The 19,457-nt window shown below is 45.7% G+C and carries 18 protein-coding genes; 4 read left to right on the top strand and 14 right to left on the bottom strand.

All coding sequences use genetic code 11. The annotated features are described in order from the left end of the window. Nucleotides 1-99: 99 nt before the first annotated feature. On the top strand, nucleotides 100-1,557 hold the full coding sequence (locus tag MHI14_RS12050) for a 4-hydroxyphenylacetate 3-hydroxylase family protein (protein WP_341130346.1): 1,458 nt from the start codon (nucleotides 100-102) through the stop codon (nucleotides 1,555-1,557). A gap of 21 nt (nucleotides 1,558-1,578) precedes the next feature. Here MHI14_RS12050 and MHI14_RS12045 read toward each other — a convergent pair whose 3' ends face one another. Genes MHI14_RS12045 through MHI14_RS12035 form a run of 3 tightly spaced genes read right to left on the bottom strand, consistent with a single transcriptional unit; the run spans nucleotide 1,579 to nucleotide 3,462 of the window. Continuing rightward, nucleotides 1,579-2,145, bottom strand: coding sequence for a nitroreductase family protein (locus MHI14_RS12045; protein WP_076317523.1), 567 nt, complete (start codon nucleotides 2,143-2,145; stop codon nucleotides 1,579-1,581). 52 nt (nucleotides 2,146-2,197) lie between these two features. After that, nucleotides 2,198-3,004 (bottom strand): hypothetical protein, encoded by an 807-nt coding sequence (locus MHI14_RS12040; protein WP_133385301.1) that lies wholly within the window; start codon nucleotides 3,002-3,004, stop codon nucleotides 2,198-2,200. Between the two features lie 5 nt (nucleotides 3,005-3,009). Next, entirely contained in the window at nucleotides 3,010-3,462 is a 453-nt protein-coding gene (locus MHI14_RS12035; RefSeq protein WP_017687802.1) for a flavodoxin, read from the bottom strand. Nucleotides 3,463-3,756: 294 nt separating this feature from the next. On the opposite strand from MHI14_RS12035, the gene MHI14_RS12030 reads away from it, so the two are divergent. From MHI14_RS12030 to MHI14_RS12020, 3 genes are all read left to right on the top strand, one after another. Next, the gene (locus MHI14_RS12030; protein WP_017687801.1) at nucleotides 3,757-4,620 is read left to right on the top strand and encodes a class I SAM-dependent methyltransferase; all 864 of its coding nucleotides are present in this window, start codon (nucleotides 3,757-3,759) and stop codon (nucleotides 4,618-4,620) included. 2 nt (nucleotides 4,621-4,622) lie between these two features. After that, on the top strand, nucleotides 4,623-5,354 hold the full coding sequence (locus MHI14_RS12025) for an RluA family pseudouridine synthase (RefSeq protein WP_091029021.1): 732 nt from the start codon (nucleotides 4,623-4,625) through the stop codon (nucleotides 5,352-5,354). Nucleotides 5,355-5,547: 193 nt separating this feature from the next. Then, nucleotides 5,548-5,892, top strand: a complete 345-nt coding sequence (locus MHI14_RS12020) for an MGMT family protein (protein WP_339312902.1) — start codon at nucleotides 5,548-5,550, stop codon at nucleotides 5,890-5,892. Nucleotides 5,893-6,003: 111 nt separating this feature from the next. Here MHI14_RS12020 and MHI14_RS12015 read toward each other — a convergent pair whose 3' ends face one another. The 11 genes from MHI14_RS12015 to purT form a co-directional block, all read right to left on the bottom strand. Then, complete coding sequence (locus MHI14_RS12015; RefSeq protein WP_091029016.1) at nucleotides 6,004-7,515, bottom strand: DHA2 family efflux MFS transporter permease subunit; 1,512 nt, start codon at nucleotides 7,513-7,515, stop codon at nucleotides 6,004-6,006. Next, nucleotides 7,512-7,958 (bottom strand): MarR family winged helix-turn-helix transcriptional regulator, encoded by a 447-nt coding sequence (locus MHI14_RS12010; RefSeq protein ID WP_036613308.1) that lies wholly within the window; start codon nucleotides 7,956-7,958, stop codon nucleotides 7,512-7,514. The genes MHI14_RS12015 and MHI14_RS12010 overlap by 4 nt, the downstream gene beginning before the upstream one ends. 275 nt (nucleotides 7,959-8,233) lie before the next feature. Beyond that, entirely contained in the window at nucleotides 8,234-8,674 is a 441-nt protein-coding gene (locus MHI14_RS12005; protein WP_124116267.1) for a MarR family winged helix-turn-helix transcriptional regulator, read from the bottom strand. Between the two features lie 228 nt (nucleotides 8,675-8,902). Further along, nucleotides 8,903-11,365 carry a DNA gyrase subunit A gene (gene gyrA, locus MHI14_RS12000; protein ID WP_249912271.1) on the bottom strand — a complete coding sequence of 821 codons (2,463 nt, stop codon included), beginning with the start codon at nucleotides 11,363-11,365 and terminating at the stop codon, nucleotides 8,903-8,905. Between the two features lie 12 nt (nucleotides 11,366-11,377). Then, nucleotides 11,378-13,357: a DNA topoisomerase IV subunit B gene (gene parE / locus MHI14_RS11995; protein ID WP_249912270.1), complete on the bottom strand. Its 1,980-nt coding sequence runs from the start codon at nucleotides 13,355-13,357 to the stop codon at nucleotides 11,378-11,380. Between the two features lie 76 nt (nucleotides 13,358-13,433). After that, nucleotides 13,434-14,423: an ABC transporter permease gene (locus tag MHI14_RS11990; protein ID WP_211084733.1), complete on the bottom strand. Its 990-nt coding sequence runs from the start codon at nucleotides 14,421-14,423 to the stop codon at nucleotides 13,434-13,436. Then, nucleotides 14,416-15,381: an ABC transporter ATP-binding protein gene (locus MHI14_RS11985; protein WP_341130345.1), complete on the bottom strand. Its 966-nt coding sequence runs from the start codon at nucleotides 15,379-15,381 to the stop codon at nucleotides 14,416-14,418. Before MHI14_RS11985 ends, MHI14_RS11990 begins: the two co-directional genes overlap by 8 nt. Further along, nucleotides 15,382-16,251 (bottom strand): GDSL-type esterase/lipase family protein, encoded by an 870-nt coding sequence (locus MHI14_RS11980; protein ID WP_341130344.1) that lies wholly within the window; start codon nucleotides 16,249-16,251, stop codon nucleotides 15,382-15,384. It lies immediately after the preceding gene. Between the two features lie 294 nt (nucleotides 16,252-16,545). Further along, on the bottom strand, nucleotides 16,546-17,352 hold the full coding sequence (locus MHI14_RS11975; protein WP_091029008.1) for a CAP domain-containing protein: 807 nt from the start codon (nucleotides 17,350-17,352) through the stop codon (nucleotides 16,546-16,548). 260 nt (nucleotides 17,353-17,612) lie between these two features. Further along, nucleotides 17,613-18,071, bottom strand: a complete 459-nt coding sequence (locus MHI14_RS11970; RefSeq protein WP_017687788.1) for a GNAT family N-acetyltransferase — start codon at nucleotides 18,069-18,071, stop codon at nucleotides 17,613-17,615. After that, the gene (gene purT, locus MHI14_RS11965) at nucleotides 18,061-19,248 is read right to left on the bottom strand and encodes a formate-dependent phosphoribosylglycinamide formyltransferase (RefSeq protein WP_091029007.1); all 1,188 of its coding nucleotides are present in this window, start codon (nucleotides 19,246-19,248) and stop codon (nucleotides 18,061-18,063) included. The genes MHI14_RS11970 and purT overlap by 11 nt, the downstream gene beginning before the upstream one ends. Nucleotides 19,249-19,457 lie beyond the last annotated feature (209 nt).

The raw sequence follows: 19,457 nt of genomic DNA, 5'->3' as shown, positions 1-19,457 counted from the left end.
GCTTCTCACCTCTTAAATGCACATTGGACAGATGACCTACGTACACTACGTAAGAAGTCAGTATGCCCATGAACGATTAGAACCAAGAGGTGAATAATAATGCCTGTTAAAAGTGGCTCACAGTATCGCGAACGAATTGATGCCCAGTCCGTCCCTTGCTGGTACAAAGGTAAACTGATTACTGGAAAACGCTCTGAACATGTAGCATTTGCTGGTTTAATGGAGACTCAGATGTACATGTATGATCTGCAATCTGATCCTCAATTTGCGGAAAAGATGACGTATGCCTCCCCGGCAGACGGCAAACCTGTGGGCATATCCTTCCTGCCTCCAACGAGTGCCGATGACCTCCGTAAACGACGGGAAGGGATGAATATCTGGGCAAATGTCCATCATGGCTTTCTTGGTCGCTCACCCGATTACATGAATACAGCCATAATGTCCTTTTACACAGGTGCCGATCTCCTGAACGAATTATCTCCCCAATATGCAGATAATCTCAAGAATTATTATGCCTACTGCCGTGATCATGATATTACGCTATCCCATGCCTTCATTCAGCCATATGCCAGCAAAATCTCAGGGCAATTGGATGCCACTGAGGATGCTATTGCCGCAAAGGTCGTAGATCGCACCGAGGAAGGCCTCATTATTAGCGGAGCATTTATGATGGCTACACAAGCTGCCACTTCGGATGAGATTTTTGTCTATCCGTCACCTTCTCCTGCCCCATTTGATGACGAAAATCCATTTGCATTCTCTTTTGCTGTCCCCAATGATCTGCCAGGAATCAGTCTGGTATGCAGGGATACTTACGCAGCCGAATCTCACACCAACTATCCTCTGAGTTCCAGATATGAAGAAATGGACAATATCGTCATCTTTGACCGGGTGCTCGTTCCGCATGAACGAATATTTTTTGCAGGAAGTGAGGAAATGTCCTCACGTCTCTTCAGTGGTAGCAACTTTCATATTCACGCAGGTCATCAGGTATTGTGTCGTTATATTGCCAAGACGGAATTTGTTCTCGGTACAATCCAGCTTCTCACGGATACACTGGATCTGAATACGGAAGCACATGTTATAGAGAAATCTGCACGTGTGTTCGCAGGTCTTGAATCGTTAAAAGCATTGGCCTTGGCCGCGGAGGCAGGTGCAATACCAGACGGACGAGGATTTGTATTACCTGCACCCAAACCATTAATGGCAGCCAATCTCCTTTTTCCGAAACTTTATCCTGAGATGATTGAAATTCTGCAACTCTTGGGTTCGAGCGGGGTGATTATGATCCCTCAGGAAGAAGAGTTTCAATCCGATATCGCTCCGTCACTGAATATATATCTGAAAGGGAACGATATGGCTTCTCACGAACGCAACGCTCTGTTTCGCCTGATCTGGGAGCTTGGGGCCGGATCATTCGGGGGCAGGCAGACCCAATTCGAACGATTCTTTTTTGGCAATGTCCTTACGGTGTCCAATCGATTGTTCTCCGTCTACAACAAAGATCAGACGAATCGTCAGCTCGTTCGTGATTTTCTGTCCAACACCAGCAAATAAGAGAACTAATGAATCATTTTTTTATACCAGATGGTCATAGACCGTCATCAGTTCAGAGGCTGGTCTGCTTGCATCCATATCCCGCAATGCAGGCTGGTCTCCGTAACCGATATGGAAGACCCCCAGCACCTTCTCTTCACTTGTCAAACCCATCAAATTCATAAACACAGGATGTTGTTGATAATCATTGATCTTCCAGACAGCATTCAAACCCTGTTCCGCAGCCAGAATACTAAAACGTTTGCTCCAGGCTTTGGCCGGCAGAAGATCATCCTCACGGGCATTTCTAGGCGCCACGACAACCAGATGGGTAGGGATTGCTTCCGTGTATTGATATGTAGCCCAATCGCCGTAGCGATCAGCCAGATGGGGTGGATAGCTCTGTCTGACCGCTTCCAGATATAGCTGTCGCCCTTCGCCTGCAAACAACATAAACCTCCAAGGTTCTGAACTCATCACATATAATGAAGGATCTGCTTCATCAAGCAACTTTCGTATAACCGACTGGGGTACTGGCAACGGACTGAATTCGCAAGTTCCTGCACGTCTCTTGCCGCTGCTTATATCTTGACTTAGACCGGTAGACATGGCAACTTCCCCTCCTCTATCTGCATGATATATCGTTATCCTTCAATCGCCTTCACATCAACCATGTTTTCTTCGGTTCAACGGCTTCCGTTTTCCAGCGATCTACCTCTTCGTGTATGCGCGCCTTATCACGCGTCGTAAACTGTTCTGACTCCACCACTTCAGCTTGCGGCATGCTGTCACGTATCAAGCGAATGTAGTCCATGGAACGTATCAGAGACTGGCGTCCAGGGATGTACCTAATTTTGCGTCCTTCCAACAAGCAGTATATCTCGATCATACCCGGTAATTTTCCGAAGGCCTCCCAGCAGAATACACTGACCATATGCTGAAACGCTTCAACTACGTTTGGATCGTGGACAACCATATATTTCTGAATAAGCAGCGAATCCCAGCCTTCTGGTTGCCAGGCCGCCTGAAATATCATCGATAAATGCATGGATAATGAAGGTAACTCCGTTCTCCACTGTTCAAAAAGAATGGCTGGATGTTTCAGATCATCGTTCATTGCAATGGCAAGTGACAATTCATCCGTGATCTTGTTCTTCACATCCCAGTAATGGAGAACAGATTCGAAACCATCGGTCTTTCTGGGCCACCACTTCTCAAGTAAATACTGTACAGGTACTTCTTTGCGAACATCGGGGTCGAGACTATAAAAGGCATTGACCGCATGGCTCACCGCATATTGTACACGGTGCCTCCATTGCAGTGGAGGACGCTGCTCAGACACTGGTTCAGGGCGGATGAATCGGTGTGGGCTGCGCAGCATTTCTTCCAATCTGTAATCTTCGAGCAGACGTCCGGGAAGGTCATTCCTTCCGACCGGCATCGCTGCCTGAACATTATGTCTTAACATGATCTTTAGGATACCTGTAATCCGGCAGCAGCGAAGCGTTTGCCAAAGTCACGGCATGTTTCTTTCTCCTGCTCAAGCGGACTGTATTCAATTTTCAACATCTCTGGAGATACCTCCGCCCCACGCTCTTGCAGCTTGGCAGCCGCGAGATCAACTGCACCGCAGAACTGCTCATACGAGGTGTCACCACTACCAAACACCGCAGCTCTCTTACCGCTCAAGTCTAGTTCATCCAGCTCCTCATAGAAATCAAGGAATTCATCTGGCAACTCCCCGTCTCCCCAGGTGTACACACCGATCATGAATCCGTCATAGTCCAATACATCAGATGCATTACAATCCGTTACGGATTTCAGGTCTGCCTCGTGGCCTCCCTGTGTAATTCCTTCCACAATCAGTTCTGCAATTTCTTCTGTATTTCCTGTCATGCTCGCATAAGCCACTAACAATTTAGCCATCTATTTTTCCCTCACTTTAATTTGATCATGTTATATTCTCTCTATGAAGAAAGAATGAATTTTGGATTAACAAAATCATATGTGATAATGATTATCATTGTCAAATTAAATTTTTGGTTATCTTTGTTTTTCAGTATATGGCACACCTTGGATTTCAACACAGCTAAAATACCTCACCCTTTTAAGGTCAGATGTAATACCTTCCTCCAATGATCCCGTCCCCCAACTGGCGTACAAGCCCTTTTTTGTTGTACAATAGTATCCAAATGACTTTTGAAGGATGGATAAATCATTATGTACGTAGCTAAGAATTGGAAGGACTATGAAGTAATCGATACAGGAGGCGGCGAGAAACTGGAGCGTTGGGGAGATGTGATTTTACGCAGACCCGATCCACAGATTATTTGGCCCCTTGAGCAAGAAACCAATGAATGGCGGCAAGTGCACGGTCACTATCATCGCAGCTCTTCCGGTGGCGGTAACTGGGATATGAAAAAGCCCATTCCCGAGCGCTGGACGATCGGATACGAAAACCTGAAATTCCACATTAAACCTACCAGCTTTAAGCACACTGGCCTGTTCCCTGAACAAGCCGCCAACTGGAGCTGGATGATGGATAAAATCTCCAATGCAGGACGCCCTATTTCTGTCTTGAACCTGTTTGCCTATACAGGCGGAGCAACGGTAGCTGCTGCTTACGCAGGCGCTTCTGTTGTGCATGTGGATGCTGCTAAAGGCATGGTTCAATGGGCCAAGGAAAATGTTCAATTATCCGGACTGGCTGATCGCCCTGTTCGTTTTATTACAGATGATGTATTCAAATTTGTACAACGGGAACAACGTCGTGGAAATCGTTACGACGCCATTATTATGGACCCTCCTTCTTATGGCCGAGGCCCTAATGGAGAGACATGGAAACTGGAAGAGAACCTATATCCTTTCTTGAAGTCATGTATGACGATCTTGTCGGATAATCCATTATTCATGCTGGTTAACTCCTACACTACGGGCATTTCCTCTACGGTTCTGCGCAACATGTTGACCATGACGATGTCTGCTCAGTACGGTGGTGACATTACTGCAGGTGAAATTGGTCTGCCAATCACACGTAGTGGTCTTGATCTGCCTTGTGGTATTCTGGGCCGTTGGGAGTCTTAATCATGTCAGAACATCGGCATGATCACGATGCAATTCCGATTCTGTTCGAAGACAACCATCTGTTAGGCATTACGAAACCGGTCAATGTACCTACCCAGGAAGATTCATCAGGTGATCCGGATTTGCTTACATTGCTGAAGCAGGATCTGAAAGAACGATACAATAAACCTGGCAATGTTTATCTCGGGTTAGTACACCGACTTGATCGTCCTGTTGGAGGGGCAATGATTTTTGCCAAGACTTCTAAGGCAGCTTCGAGATTGTCCGAGACTGTGCGGGGACGTCATTTCCGTAAAATATATGTGGCTGTTGTACATGGCAAGTTGCCTGCACAACAGGGAACGTTAAAACACACGCTGCTGAAAGATGCACGCACAAATACCGTTACTGTTGTGCCTAAAGGCACGGCTGGCGGTAAGGATGCCATTCTGGATTATCAGGTCATTGGTGAGACGGACCGTTACAGCCTTGTTCATATCGAACTGCACACCGGCAGATCTCATCAGATTCGGGTGCAAATGAAAGAAATTGGCTGCCCTCTGTACGGGGATCAGAAGTACGGTGCAAGCGTGAATAAACCCGGGCAACAGATCGCTCTCTGGTCTGCGATTGCAGCTTTTCCTCATCCAGTTACCAAGGAAGAAGTTATTCTGCAATCTTTGCCTGCAAGAGAATTCCCCTGGGCAGAATGGCCAGCTGCCGTGTACCAAAAAGCTTTTGGACAACCTCAATAAATACGTGTTCAAAAAGACTGGTTTTCAGTAACGAGAAGATGGGATCACAAGCATTTTTATCGAACAACCTCTATAAATGCACAGGATCAGGTTAGATCTGTCCATATCACGTGTCGTTCAGATTCTGTATCTGAACGACACGTTTTTTCATATTTTCAGCTATATACCTAAGATATAGAAAGGAGACATCATGATGACCCCGTTTACCAAACAAGTCGTTGCGATCATCGCGGCGATTCCCGAAGGTAAAGTGATGACGTACGGTCAGATTGCAGCCCATGCCGGAAGTCCAAGAGCCGCGAGACAAGTCGTTCGTATTCTGCACTCGATGAGCCGCAAGGAACGTCTGCCCTGGCACCGTGTCGTCAACGCAAAAGGCGAAATCTCCATACCGGACGAACACTCGCGCATGATGCAGGAAACAGAACTGATTAGCGAAGGTGTGGAGTTTCAACTGAACGGAACCATTAACCTCAAACAGTTCGGTCATGAGCCGGATCCTGTATTTCTTCTCGATCCAACGATCCAGACCGAATAATAAGATTACTCTCCTCATATTGCGCACACCAAAAAAAAAGAGAACTCAGGCAGTTAGGGTTACCCCATTTCAACTGCTAGAGTTCTCTTTTTTGGTTTTTTCTGATATTCGTTATGCTGTAGCCGTCGCTTTTTCCTGTTCTACAGTAACAGGCTCAACAGCTGGTTTTGTTTTCCGAATAAAGAACGCCATGATCAAAGCAACCACGGTCATTCCGGTAGCCACGATGAATGCATAGTTAACACCGTAAATTGTTGCATCTGCGGTAGCAGCTAACATCGCTGTCTTATTATTAGGGTCAACTTGGCCCGCAGCCACTGCATCCGCCAGATGTGTTTTGAGCTTGCTACTCATGATGGTAACGAGAATGGCTGTACCGATCGCACCGGCAACAGTACGCAATGTGTTGGACATCGCTGTACCATGCGCGTTCAGACGCTGAGGCAGTTGATTCAGACCTGCTGTCTGGATCGGCATCATCAGCATCGACATACCAAACATACGAGCCGTATAGATAAACATCATGTAGCCGTAAGTAGTATCGATTGCCAGGCGACTCAGTCCCCAAGTTGTAATCGCCGTAATGGCAAGACCTGCAACCGATAGCCAGCGTGCGCCCACTTTATCAAATATGCGACCTGTAATTGGAGACATAATCCCCATCAATATCGCACCAGGCATCATCAGAAGTCCTGATTCAATTGGTGAGAATCCACGAATGTTTTGCAGGAAAATAGGAAGCAGGATCATACCTGCAAACATCGCCATTGTCACGAGCATATTGATAATTGTGGTTAATGTATACATGTTGTACTTGAAAATACGGAACTCAAGGAGCGGATGATCTGTTGTCAGTTGACGAATAACGAACAGAATCAGGGATATCGCACCTACGACGAGACATCCAATGACAATTGCACTGCCCCATCCATCGGTACCCGCATCACTAAATCCGTAGAGCAAACTACCAAAACCAAGTGTAGATAAAATAACGCCTGGATAATCCAGTTTAGGTCTGGACTGACGTGTTACGTTTTTGACAAAAGCAATACCAATTGCCGTTGCAATAATAGAAAATGGCAAGATGATGTAGAACAACAATCTCCAGGAATAATGCTCAACCACATAACCTGAAAGTGTAGGCCCAATCGCAGGAGCCAGAATCATCGCGATCCCCATGGTTCCCATGGCCTGACCACGTTTCTCAATCGGGAAGATGGTCAGGAATACAACGGTCATGAGAGGCATCAGGATACCTGCACCTGCCGCTTGAATGACACGACCTACCATCAGAATGGTGAAGGTTGGACTAAGACCACAGACTAATGTACCTATGGTAAATAGAGTCATGGCTGTAATAAAAATTTGACGCGTTGAGAATTTGGCAATCAGATATGCCGTAACCGGAATCAGTACACCGTTGACGAGCATATAACCCGTAGTTAACCATTGGGCTTTGTTTGCATTGATCGCGAGGTCTTCCATGATTTTAGGAAGCGCTACGTTCATCAGGGTTTGGTTCAGGAATGCCACAAAGGCACCAATTAACAATGCCGCTACAATCGGGCCTTTCTTGATGTTGTCCATCGCTGAGGATGGAGCTGCAGCAGTAGTCGTACTCATATGTTGTTCATCTCTCTTCCTTCTAACTTTTCAATCATTTGACTATGAATTCTAAGTAGGTGCTCAAGGTCTTCCTTCGATATATCCAGAATGGGTGACACTCTTTCCATCCACAAATGGTGCGTTTCCTGTTGGGCCTGTTCCCCTTTGTCCGTAATCTGAAGCTTAACGGATCGGCGGTCAGCATCTGAACGTGTCCGAACGATATACTCGCCTTTGACCAGTCGCTCCACAACAGCGCTCATGGAACTGCTGCCCATATGGCATAGCTCAGCCACTTCATTGATGCCAATGGAAGGACGCTCCCTCAGGATGGATAACACCATAAACTGGATCGAAGTCAGCTCGATCTCCTTGTTTTCATTCCAAAATGCTCGAAAAAGCATTTGATTCACTTGGCGGAACGAATTAATAATATAGAATACTTCATACGTATCAGTCATTGTTTCACCCTTTTACTTTTGGAATATAATATTTCGTACACGAAATATCAGGGGAACAATTATTTATTATAACAAAAATATTTACATAGTCAACTCTTTACATATGAATTCACAAAAATAATATCAGGACATACTAACTGTGTTACATCCATGCCTTTACTCAACTAACCTGGACACAGTGTGTATCATATGTAATTTGTAAATAAAATAACCATAGGGCTCCTGCATGAAACGAGCAGGCACTCCTATGGTTATTCAGAAGAATCAGCATGGTATCATACCGAAGTAGATAAGGCAGGCTCTTTGGTCTTCGGTGTTGTCATTTTGCCTAACAGATATACCAGCAATTGTTGATTGTGCATCGAAATGTTACTGAGAACAGAGTTCATGAATTCGTTACGGATGGTGATTCCCCGCTCTGTCTCCATTCTTCCTTTCTCTGACAGAGATACCCACACAATGCGTCGATCCTGATTATCCCGATTCCTGCGAATCAGATCATTTTTCTCCATCCGATCGAGCAGCATGGTTACAGCAGCTGGCGTAGTCGCCAGATAAGGTATCAGATCCGAAGGTTTCATCTTCTGATGATCTTCAAGTACCTCCAGAACAGCCAGCTGAGCCTCCGTTAATGAGGGTGCCAGCTCTTGATCCATATGCAATTTATAATCTTTCGTTAACCTGGACCAGCACTTGGCAAAATCGGAATTATACATCTTCCATCGCTCCTCTCTGCAACCGGTTATCACTTCACCTGCTTAAGTTTTCGCGCTCCAAAGCCGCATTCCTGCTGCCTTTTTTCAATTTCCTAGCGATCGACCGTAATCGACGAAGGTTGTTAAACTTCGCATGAATGACCTCTTCTAATCCGCCTTCGAACAACAAAAAAAGACTCCTCGCATGACAGGATTAGCTGTTCTGCGAAAAGTCTCGTTTGTTTGTTTTTATGAAGATGATGCTGGTTGATTCTCATTGAAGTCCCTCAGAAGTTCAACGATCTCGTCCTGTTTATCCACAGGAACGATCAGTTTGCCAATGTGTTTGCGCTCAGTAATCGGAACACCTTCCGAAGAGATCGGATGCACTTGGCCTTCCTTGGTCATTACAGTGATCTTACGTTGCTCTTTGCAATAAAACGCTCCAACAATACGGCTGCCATTCGGTTTCACACGTTTGCCTTCCTTGAACTCGAATGTGGCAAGCCCCTTGCCTCCACGGCTCTGGATAGCATAATCCAGGAGTAATGAACGTTTACCATATCCCAAATCGGACAACACGGCAACTTCACCTTCATCTCCTTCTACCCATAGGGCAGATACAACTTCATCTGTATCTCTTAACTGAATACCACGAACACCACCGGATACACGTCCCATTGGATTAACCTCATCCTCTCGGAAACGAATCGCCATGGCTTCTTTTGTAATCAACATAATATCTTGACCACCTGTACTTAGATGTACAGATAACACTTCATCGTCCTTGCCCACTTTACAAGCCGCAACTGCACCGGAACGCTTGGTAACGTAATCCTTCAGTTCCGTTCGTTTCACCTGTCCTCTTCGCGTAACGAAAACCAGACTGTGGTTTGGCTCTTCAAAGGATTTCACAGCAAGCACACTTGCAATACGGTCATCTTTCGCAAGGGGAATGACATTCACAATGGCTGTGCCTGGATCTTTCCACTTGAATTCAGGTACCTGGTGAACAGGTAACAGGAAGTACTGCCCTTTCCTCGTAAAGACAAGCAAGTTCTCAAGCGTATTTACTTCCAGAACCTGAGCGATATAATCGCCATCTTTTACTCCACTTCCGCTCCGTTCACCACCTGAACGTGTAAAGGACTGCATGCCTGTACGTTTCACGTATCCCTCTTTGGATAACGTAACAAATACATCTTCCGCATTGACAAGCACTTCGAGATTAACCTTGAGTTCTTCCACTTCACCCTGGATCGCGGAACGACGGTCTATGCCGTATTTCTCACGAATCTCCATCAATTCTTTGCGGATGACTCCGATGAGCTTACGGTCACTATCCAGAATGGATTGTAGTTGTGCAATCTTCTTCATCAGTTCACCGAGTTCCTTCTCCAGAGAATTGATCTCCAGATTAGTCAAACGGTACAATTGCAAAGTAAGGATGGAATCCGCTTGGCGTTCCGTGAATCCAAACATCCACATCAGGTTATTTTGAGCATCTTGACGGTTCTTCGACGCTTTGATGGCCGCAATGACCTCATCAAGGATGTTAAGTGCTTTTACCAAGCCCTCGAGCACATGCGCACGGTCTTGCGCCTTCTCCAGCTCAAACCGGGTACGGAATGTTACAACTTCCCGCTGATGGGCAATGTAAGCCTCGAGGATCGATTTCAATCCTAATTGGTGAGGTGCTTTATTCACAATCGCCACCATATTGAAATTATAGGTGACCTGCAGGTCGGTTTTCTTCAGCAAATAAGCCAAAATACCTTGTGCGTCCGCTTCTTTTTTCAGCTCAACCACGATTCGCAGACCTTCACGTCCACTCTCATCACGCACTTCGGCAATACCTTCAACCTTCTTCTCAAGTCGGATGTTCTCCATCGCTGTAACCAGACGAGACTTCACGACCTGATAAGGGATCTCGGTAATGACGATTTGCTGTTTGCCACCGCGCATGTTTTCAATCTCGGTTTTGGAGCGGATATAGATCCGTCCTTTACCTGTGCGATAGGCATCCAGAATGCCGTCACCGCCCATAATCAATCCGCCTGTTGGAAAGTCAGGACCCTTCATAAACATCATGATCTCGTCCAGCTCAATCGACGGTTTCTCCATCACAGCGATGGAAGCATCAATGACCTCACGCAGATTATGTGTAGGAATCTCGGTTGCAAAGCCCGAGGAAATACCGCTGACGCCATTAACCAGCAAGTTCGGATAACGGGATGGCAATACAACCGGTTCTTTGGCCGTATTATCAAAATTATCCTTAAACAGCACCGTCCGTTTCTCGATATCGCGAAGCATCTCCATTGCGATGGGCGACAAACGGGCCTCCGTATACCGCATCGCCGCTGCCGGGTCATCATCCTGTGATCCCCAGTTACCATGACCGTCCACGAGCATATGGCCCATTTTCCAAGGCTGAGCCATCCGCACCATACCCTCATAGATGGAGGAGTCACCATGTGGATGATAATTACCCATTACGTCCCCAACGGTTTTGGCAGACTTGCGGTAAGTCTTGTCAGGCGTATTACCTGAATCGTACATGGCGTACAGAATACGCCGTTGTACTGGCTTCAACCCATCCCGGACATCCGGAATGGCTCGATCCTGAATAATATATTTGGAGTAGCGACCGAAACGGTCCCCAACGACCTCTTCGAGAAAGGCCGGCATAAATTGTTCTGATGGACTCATTCCAAGCACCTTCTATTCTTCGTACTCTGTAAAGTCGACGTTCTCTACAATCCAGCGTTTCCGCGGATCAACCTTATCACCCATGAGCGTAGATACACGACGTTCTGCTTTTGCTGCATCAACAATCTGTACCTTCAGCATCGCACGAGTTTCCGGATTCATTGTTGTCTCCCACAGTTGATCCGGATTCATCTCACCAAGACCTTTATAACGTTGAAGCTCAACATTATTACCGAATTCCTTCATATAATTCGCCAGTTCTTCATCCGTCCATGCATATCGAACAGTCGCGAGCTTACCAGACTTACGAGTAAGTTTGTACAATGGCGGCTGAGCAATATATACTTTGCCTGCATCAATTAAAGGCTTCATATAACGATAAAAGAAGGTCAACAGCAGCACCTGAATATGTGCGCCATCCGTATCCGCATCGGTCATAATGATAATTTTGGAATAATTGCTGTCTTCAACTGCAAATTCGGTTCCTATGCCCGCCCCGATCGCCGCTGTAATGGCACGGTATTCTTCATTTTTGAGAATGTCGGCCAGCTTCGATTTTTCCGGATTGAGCGGTTTTCCCTTGAGCGGCAGAATAGCCTGGATCTTCGAGTCACGGCCCTGTTTGGCAGAACCACCTGCGGAATCACCTTCAACAATAAACAACTCATTTCGGGTAAAATCCTTTGATTGCGCCGGCGTCAGCTTGCCGTTCAGGTTGGAACTTTCACTGCGTTTCTTGCCTGTACGCATATCATCACGTGCTTTGCGAGCTGCTTCTCTGGCTCTGGAGGCTTGAACCGCTTTGCGAATTAACGTTTGAGCTACCTGCGGGTTTTCTTCCAGAAACCTTTGAATATTCTCGGACACGACCGAATCCACTGCACTTCGAGCGGAAGCGCTGCCGAGCTGATCCTTTGTCTGACCCACGAACTCAACATCTGACATTTTGACACTGATGACGGCCATCATACCTTCACGCAGGTCATTACCTTCGAGGTTTTTGTCTTTTTCCTTAATCATGCTGGTACGCCGTGCGTAATCATTCATTACACGGGTATACGCAGCCCTGAATCCGGTCTCATGAGTACCGCCACCCCGAGTAGGGATCGAGTTCACGAACGAAGCCAGTGTTTCTGTATAACCCGCGTTATACTGGATTGCCACTTCGACTTCAATGTCATCCTTCTCCGCATAGAAGTGAATAACATCATGCAACACATCTTTATTTTCGTTCAGAAAAGCAACAAACTGGCTTGCTCCGCCTTCATACATGTATTCATCCTGATTGCCCGAACGTTCGTCCTTAAGCACAATTCTCAGACCTGAATTCAGAAAAGCAATCTCCTGGAGGCGTTCTGCCAATGTATCATAATTAAATTGAATGCCGTTCTGGAACACCCGAATATCCGGTTTAAATGTAACTTTTGTACCTGTCCGATTGGTATTGCCCAACACTTCGAGACCGGAGACCGGTTCACCGACATGTTCAATCCCTTTTTTGTCCTTCCAATACTCGAATCGCTGACGATGAATCTTGCCATCACGGAAAATCTCGACTTCAAGCCACTCGGACAATGCGTTTGTAACTGACGCACCTACACCGTGCAAACCGCCTGATTTTTTGTATCCTGATCCACCGAACTTTCCGCCTGCGTGCAAAATCGTAAACACGACCTGGGGAGTAGGAATCCCTGTTTTATGTATACCTGTCGGAATTCCCCTTCCGTTATCCTGAACCGTAATAGAACCGTCCTTATGCAGCGTGATATCGATTTTGGAGCAGAATTTGGCGAGATGTTCGTCGACAGCGTTGTCGACAATTTCCCATACCAAATGATGTAGACCCGAAGTGCTGGTGCTGCCGATGTACATCCCCGGCCGTTTCCGTACCGCTACCAACCCTTCAAGTACTTGAATGTCGTCCGCGTCGTAGCCTGAAGACCCCTGTCCTCCGCCTGTCGAACCTGCCGACATATCGATTTGCTCGACCATTCATGCTCCCCCTTCTTAACTTGCAACTAAAAAAATGCCTAAAATGCAAACAGATGTTTTCTTATCCTTGTCCATTTTAATTCAAGATATCCCGTTTCGTAAAGACAAGGAATGACACAATGAGTGAAGCAATGCCCCAAACACTAAGCACAATAAGGGAAAAACCTAAATTCATACCCTCGATTGGCGGTAATCCGCCTGACAAATAATCAGGAAGTTCGAGGTTAACCATGAACAGATATTTCGCTGTCTGCCAGGATGCAGCCATACTGGTCAAGATTGTTCCAGCAATCAGAGCGGCCATCATGATAACGATACTTGCAGCTGTACTTCGCACAAGTACGGATACCATAAATGCAAGCATAGCCACAATTACACTCACAAACCAGATCAGTCCTGCCTGCATAAGCATATACAGCCACTGGTCTACAGCATGCACTGCCGACATATCAACATCTGTTCCCACAACTTTGAATCCTGTGAAGATTGGCATGTTGAAGCCTTTGTAACCAAAGACCGCACCCGATATGACATAACATATAATGTAGGCTGATACCACTATGATTGAAACAAACATAATCAGCGTAATTAATTTACTCAGAAGCACTTTCCAGCGTCTAACCGGACGCGTTAAAAGCATTTTAATCGTACCTGTCGTACGTTCACCTGAAACAAGATCTGAAGCAATAGCCATGATTAACAGTGGAATAAACAATCCAACTGCGTTGTTCATGAACTCCCGTGTAAAGGTAACACCACCCGGTTCTTTGGGATTGATGTCATTTTCGAGATAATACTGCATCTGTTGGATATATACTGTTCTATATTTTTTGTACTCTTCAGGTACCCGATCGCTACCGAGCGAATTTTGATTGTCTGTGATGGCCTGTTGCAGTTCAAGCCGCCAATCGCCACCAAACTTGTCGCGATTATTCTCCGCAGATTTCATCTGGGCATACGTAAACATTGGTACGAGGACCGCAAGTACAATAAATATAATATAAAGCCGTTTTTTCTTCACCATCTTAATCGTTTCATTACGGATCAGCGGCATGATATTACTCAATGGATTCACCTTCTGTCATTTTTAAGAATAGTTGTTCAAGCGTAGGCTGAATTCGCTGTACCCCTTCAACCTGTATACCAGCTTGAACCATCTGCTGCACCAGATCAGGGATTCGATCTTCATGCATCTCGGCAACCACAGCGTTTGGACCAAGGCCCGCAACAATGGTATCATCCATCACATCCGCAGGTCGACTTACCAGAGCAATGCCTGCATCCAGTAACATCTTTTTGCCTTGTTCCAGTGGTGAAACATGCCATATAGCCAACTTGGAATGATCTTCTATCAGTTCGCTTACACCTCCAACGGCAAGCACACGCCCAGCACTGATAATCGCTACTCTGTCACAGAGAAGCTGGATCTCACTTAACAAGTGACTGCTGACAAATACAGCCATACCTTCACTGGCAAGTTGCTTAATAAAGACACGAAGTTCCTTAATGCCTTTTGGATCAAGGCCATTCGTCGGTTCATCCAGAATGAGCAGACGCGGTCGCCCGAGCAGCGCTTGTGCAATACCAAGCCGTTGACGCATACCCAATGAGTATGTTCTGACTTTATCGTGGATCCGCTGATCCAGACGCACAATATCCACAACTTCCTGAATGCGCTCGTTGTCCACACCTGGTTGCATGCGGGCAAAATGCTCCAGGTTCTCCCACCCTGTCAGATATGTATATACCTCCGGATTTTCAACAATGGAGCCTACATACTTCAAAGCACGCTCAGGGTCCCGATTCACATCATAACCACAGACTTTAATTTTTCCTTCTGTCGGTTTGATCAGATCCACCAGCATCCGTATCGTTGTTGTTTTGCCGGCACCGTTGGGACCGAGAAATCCAAAGATTTCACCAGGTTTTACGTCAAATGTAACGTCCTTAATGATCCACTTGCGTCCGATCCGCTTCTTCAGATGCTGTACAGACAAAACGGAATCATACTGCTGCTCTGCCATTTAATTTCCGCTCCCTTCTGCCGGTGTATCTGCCTGGAATTCCTGTGCAATCCGAACTGCAATTTGCTCATAACCTTGTCCGTTGGGATGGAAATGATCTGAAGAGAGATACTCCCCCAGATGATTTTCAAATAAATCGAATGTAGGGACAAGTGTCATCTTGTCCTCATTGTTCAAAATAGCCAGTGCGGCATCGTTCCATGCAGCAACTACTGCATTACCCGGCTTCTCTAGTTCCTTCACATCGCCAAATGGATTGTACAGCCCTATGTACGCAATCTGTGCATCGGGATTAATTTCTTTGACTTTCTTCAATATCTCTTGAAGGCGCTTCGACGTTTCAGGCAAAGCCGCTGCCAGCTGCTCTGCTGTTGGCGGATCTTCCCCCTGTAGAACTTGTCCTCCCTGGAACAAATCATTTGCGCCGATCGAGAGCAAAATAAAATTGGACTGTTGTAAGACATAACGCACGCCTTGCTCATCGAGTTTTTCCAGTAAAGCATCTGTTCTCAAACCGTTTACACCCAGATTATTAAGAACCTGAACGTCATATCCTTTATCTTTAAGCAGGTTCCCTGCACGTCTCACAAAACCGAGTCCTTCATCATCCCCCGTACCTCTTGCCAGGGAATCGCCGATGACAGCCATCCGAATCTTGCCATCTTTCACTACAGCCGGTTCTCCTTCTTTATCCTTAGATGGAGCAGTTGCCTCTTGGCCTGTAGTTAACGCTGAATCTCCCTCGGGGAAAATCACGTCTTTTATGGCGTATCCAAATCCAAATAACAACAACAAGGTTGCCAAGATGGATACTGTACTGACGGTTCTCCAGATCCATGGTGCTGAATCCAGGCTTTTTTTCTTTTTCATCATCACATCTCCGCTCATGCACACCAATCCGGGTGCTTAATAATTTATAATGACTTTACATTAAGGCGTGTCTGAAAATCCGCTTCCTTCGGAGTTTTCAGACACGCCCTGATGATGCTATTCCTAAATAACATAAATGTTCTGTCGTTAATTTGCAAATTTTGGCGCTATATTCGCAGAATTCATTTTCCTTATGTCATTTTACGGAAAAAAGGTTATACCATACACAGATTTGAACTGTGTGCTGGCATAACCTTTTGGAAAGAAATTCATACTTTCTTCATTATAAATCGATTATTTACCGATAAACTCTTGTGCCCAGTATCCGTTGTAGAAACCTACACCGATATGCGTAAAGTTTTTGCTCAGAATATTGGCACGGTGACCTTCACTATTCATCCAAGCTGTAACCACTTCCTGTGGTGTTTTTTGTCCTTGGGCAATGTTCTCACCTGCATAGCTGTAAGTTACTCCGAATTGTTTCATCATATCAAACGGAGAACCATACGTAGGTGACTGGTGATCAAAATAGTTGTTGTTGCTCATATCTTTTACTTTAGCAACAGCCACTTTGTCCAGAAGTGCATCTGAAGACAGAGCGTTCAGACCTGCTTTAGCACGCTCAGCGTTCACAAGTTTTACAACTTGAGTAGCAAAGTCGGATTGTGTGCTTTCGCTACCATTATTACTTGTATTGTTACCTGTATTACCTGTGTTTGAAGGATCTTTAGCCGGAGTAGTTTCCGGTTTTTCTTCTTGAGCTGGTTGTGTTGGTTTAGTCGGTTGCTCAGGCTTAGTTGTAGGCTCAGCAGGTTTTGTTGTTGGTTGAGTTGGTTTTGTTGTCGGCTCAGCAGGTTTCGTTGTTTGATCAGGCTGCGTAGCAGGCTTCTCTACAATTTGCCCCTCGGATACGGTGTATCCATTTTGTTTGAGCCATTTCTCAATATAAGCTTTCAAGCTGTCTGTACTTGTAATTTTGTACGTTGTGATAGTCTTATATGTTGAATCTGCAGCAGACGCGGAAGCAGGAAGCATTACCCCTACGGCCAGTACGGCTGTCAGACTACTCGTTACGACAGTTTTCATCCATTTCTTTTTCAAATTCATTCATCTCCTTAAGATTAGTTATTACAACTTTGTAATTAATACTCTAGCAGTATATCAATTCAACAGGAGATTGTGAACCTATAAAATATGGAAAAGTAACTTTTTTGTCATTTTTTAGCCATAAAAAAAAAGACATTCGGACTAAAAATGCTAGTCGAATGTCGCTTCACCATCTATTTATCATTCACCACACCAGAATGTGCAGATCAGGATATCATGAGAATTTCCATGCAATAGAAGAAACTTTTTTTATACTATAGAAGAACTTTACTGAACCGATAGCCTCTCTTCTGAAAACCAATGTGCTCATAAAAAGAGTACGTTGTTGAAGTCACTTCACGGTTAGCACCCGTGACAAACAGTTGTTTACCACCTTGCTGTCTGCCCCAATCTTCGGCACGAGCCATCAGACGACGGCCAATCCCACCACCACGATGTTCTTGACCTACAATCAGGGAAGTAATTTGTGCGGCAGGTTCTGGATAGGCATGACTTTGCACACATTGCAAGCCAATCACACCAATAATTTGTTCATCCACTTCGGCAACAAGCATGCATGCGTTTGGATTGGTTTCCAAACATTCAATGCGTTCTTTCATGACATTGGTTGTTGTCGGATAGCTGACCTCTCGCATCAGTCCCGTTACCGCTTCAGCATCTCGCAGCTCACACTCTCGGATCATCAGTACAGGGGCCTCAACATTATTGGACATGATTTACCTCCACTTTCAGCATATTAGCGGCTTGCACCGCTGTTTTACGAGCTTCTTCCACATCTTGGCCAGCACTTAAGGCTACAGCCATTCGGCGTCCTACTTTGGTCTCAGGTTTGCCAAATACACGAATCTGAGTACGAGGAATAGCCAGTGCTTCTTCTATCCCGCCTACAGTAAAGTCAGATGTTTCATCATTAGCCTTCAGCGTTGCTGAAGCTCCCGGTGTCAACAGATGTACACCTGTGACCGGAAAACCAAGAATTGCACGTACATGCAGCGCAAACTCGGAACTGTCTTGCGTCACCATTGTAACCATTCCTGTGTCATGTGGACGAGGCGATACCTCGCTGAACACAACACCATCCGGAGTCAGGAACAATTCCACTCCAAACAGTCCATAACCGCCAAGTTCATCCGTGACGGATTTGGCAATATGACAAGCCTGCTCCCATTGTTCAGGAGTCATTGCATGAGGTTGCCAGGATTCGACATAATCCCCATCCTTCTGAATGTGACCGATCGGAGGACAGAATACGGTGCCAGATACAGACCTAACGGTAAGTAATGTAATCTCACTGTCAAATTGCACAAAGCTCTCCACGATAACACGAACAGATTTGCCACGTGCTCCCGAAAGAGCAATGTTCCAGCAATCCTCCACGTCGCCCGGTGTACGGCATACACTCTGCCCTTTGCCGGAAGAACTCATCAATGGTTTAATGACACAAGGTGTGCCAAGCTCACGTACGGCTTCCTGAAGTTGTTCCAGGTTGTCCGCAAAAAGGTAGTCAGCTGTCGGAAGTTTCAATTGTTCGGCTGCAAGCCGACGGATGCCTTCGCGATCCATCGTTAAACGTGCAGCTCGGGCAGTAGGTACTACACAAAATCCCTCTTCCTCAAGCTCCAGTAAAGCTTCTGTTGCAATAGCTTCAATCTCAGGTACGATGTAATGAGGTTTTTCTTTACGGATCAATTGTTTCAAAGCTTCGGCATCCAGCATGTCGATGCAGTAAGACCGGTGCGCGACCTGCATTGCAGGTGCGTTCTCATAACGATCAACAGCGATCGTCTCTACTCCCAGTCGTTGGGCCTCAATAACGACCTCTTTTCCCAATTCTCCACTGCCTAGTAGCAGCATTTTTTTGGCTTGAGCCGTAAAAGGAGCACCCCACATGTTCTTTCCAATCCTCCCAAAGAGAAATCTTCTATATCTGTCTCTCTATTTTCGGGGTTTTGGTTAAAGATTGCAAGAGTACTCCCTATTTTTCTTGTGAATTTTACAAGATTTTTTGTGTTTTTTCGATCAAATTTTACAATTACCGCTTACAGATTCGATACTCCTTCCATTCCTCCCAAAATTAAGGAAATGTTAAAAGATCAGAC

Source organism: Paenibacillus sp. FSL K6-2393 (genome assembly GCF_038002545.1).
Classification (GTDB): Bacteria; Bacillota; Bacilli; order Paenibacillales; family Paenibacillaceae; genus Paenibacillus.
The sequence above is the reverse complement of the archived record's forward strand: the minus strand, read 5'-3'. Positions and strand labels throughout refer to the sequence as shown.

Bases quoted from the DNA above. Each gene is read 5' to 3' on its own strand.
- MHI14_RS12050 (WP_341130346.1), top strand. From the start codon at position 100: ATGCCTGTTAAAAGTGGCTCACAGTATCGCGAACGAATTGATGCCCAG.
- MHI14_RS12045 (WP_076317523.1), bottom strand. From the start codon at position 2,145: ATGTCTACCGGTCTAAGTCAAGATATAAGCAGCGGCAAGAGACGTGCA.
- MHI14_RS12040 (WP_133385301.1), bottom strand. From the start codon at position 3,004: ATGTTAAGACATAATGTTCAGGCAGCGATGCCGGTCGGAAGGAATGAC.
- MHI14_RS12035 (WP_017687802.1), bottom strand. From the start codon at position 3,462: ATGGCTAAATTGTTAGTGGCTTATGCGAGCATGACAGGAAATACAGAA.
- MHI14_RS12030 (WP_017687801.1), top strand. From the start codon at position 3,757: ATGTACGTAGCTAAGAATTGGAAGGACTATGAAGTAATCGATACAGGA.
- MHI14_RS12025 (WP_091029021.1), top strand. From the start codon at position 4,623: ATGTCAGAACATCGGCATGATCACGATGCAATTCCGATTCTGTTCGAA.
- MHI14_RS12020 (WP_339312902.1), top strand. From the start codon at position 5,548: ATGACCCCGTTTACCAAACAAGTCGTTGCGATCATCGCGGCGATTCCC.
- MHI14_RS12015 (WP_091029016.1), bottom strand. From the start codon at position 7,515: ATGAGTACGACTACTGCTGCAGCTCCATCCTCAGCGATGGACAACATC.
- MHI14_RS12010 (WP_036613308.1), bottom strand. From the start codon at position 7,958: ATGACTGATACGTATGAAGTATTCTATATTATTAATTCGTTCCGCCAA.
- MHI14_RS12005 (WP_124116267.1), bottom strand. From the start codon at position 8,674: ATGTATAATTCCGATTTTGCCAAGTGCTGGTCCAGGTTAACGAAAGAT.
- gyrA (WP_249912271.1), bottom strand. From the start codon at position 11,365: ATGAGTCCATCAGAACAATTTATGCCGGCCTTTCTCGAAGAGGTCGTT.
- parE (WP_249912270.1), bottom strand. From the start codon at position 13,357: ATGGTCGAGCAAATCGATATGTCGGCAGGTTCGACAGGCGGAGGACAG.
- MHI14_RS11985 (WP_341130345.1), bottom strand. From the start codon at position 15,381: ATGGCAGAGCAGCAGTATGATTCCGTTTTGTCTGTACAGCATCTGAAG.
- MHI14_RS11980 (WP_341130344.1), bottom strand. From the start codon at position 16,251: ATGAAAAAGAAAAAAAGCCTGGATTCAGCACCATGGATCTGGAGAACC.
- MHI14_RS11970 (WP_017687788.1), bottom strand. From the start codon at position 18,071: ATGTCCAATAATGTTGAGGCCCCTGTACTGATGATCCGAGAGTGTGAG.
- purT (WP_091029007.1), bottom strand. From the start codon at position 19,248: ATGTGGGGTGCTCCTTTTACGGCTCAAGCCAAAAAAATGCTGCTACTA.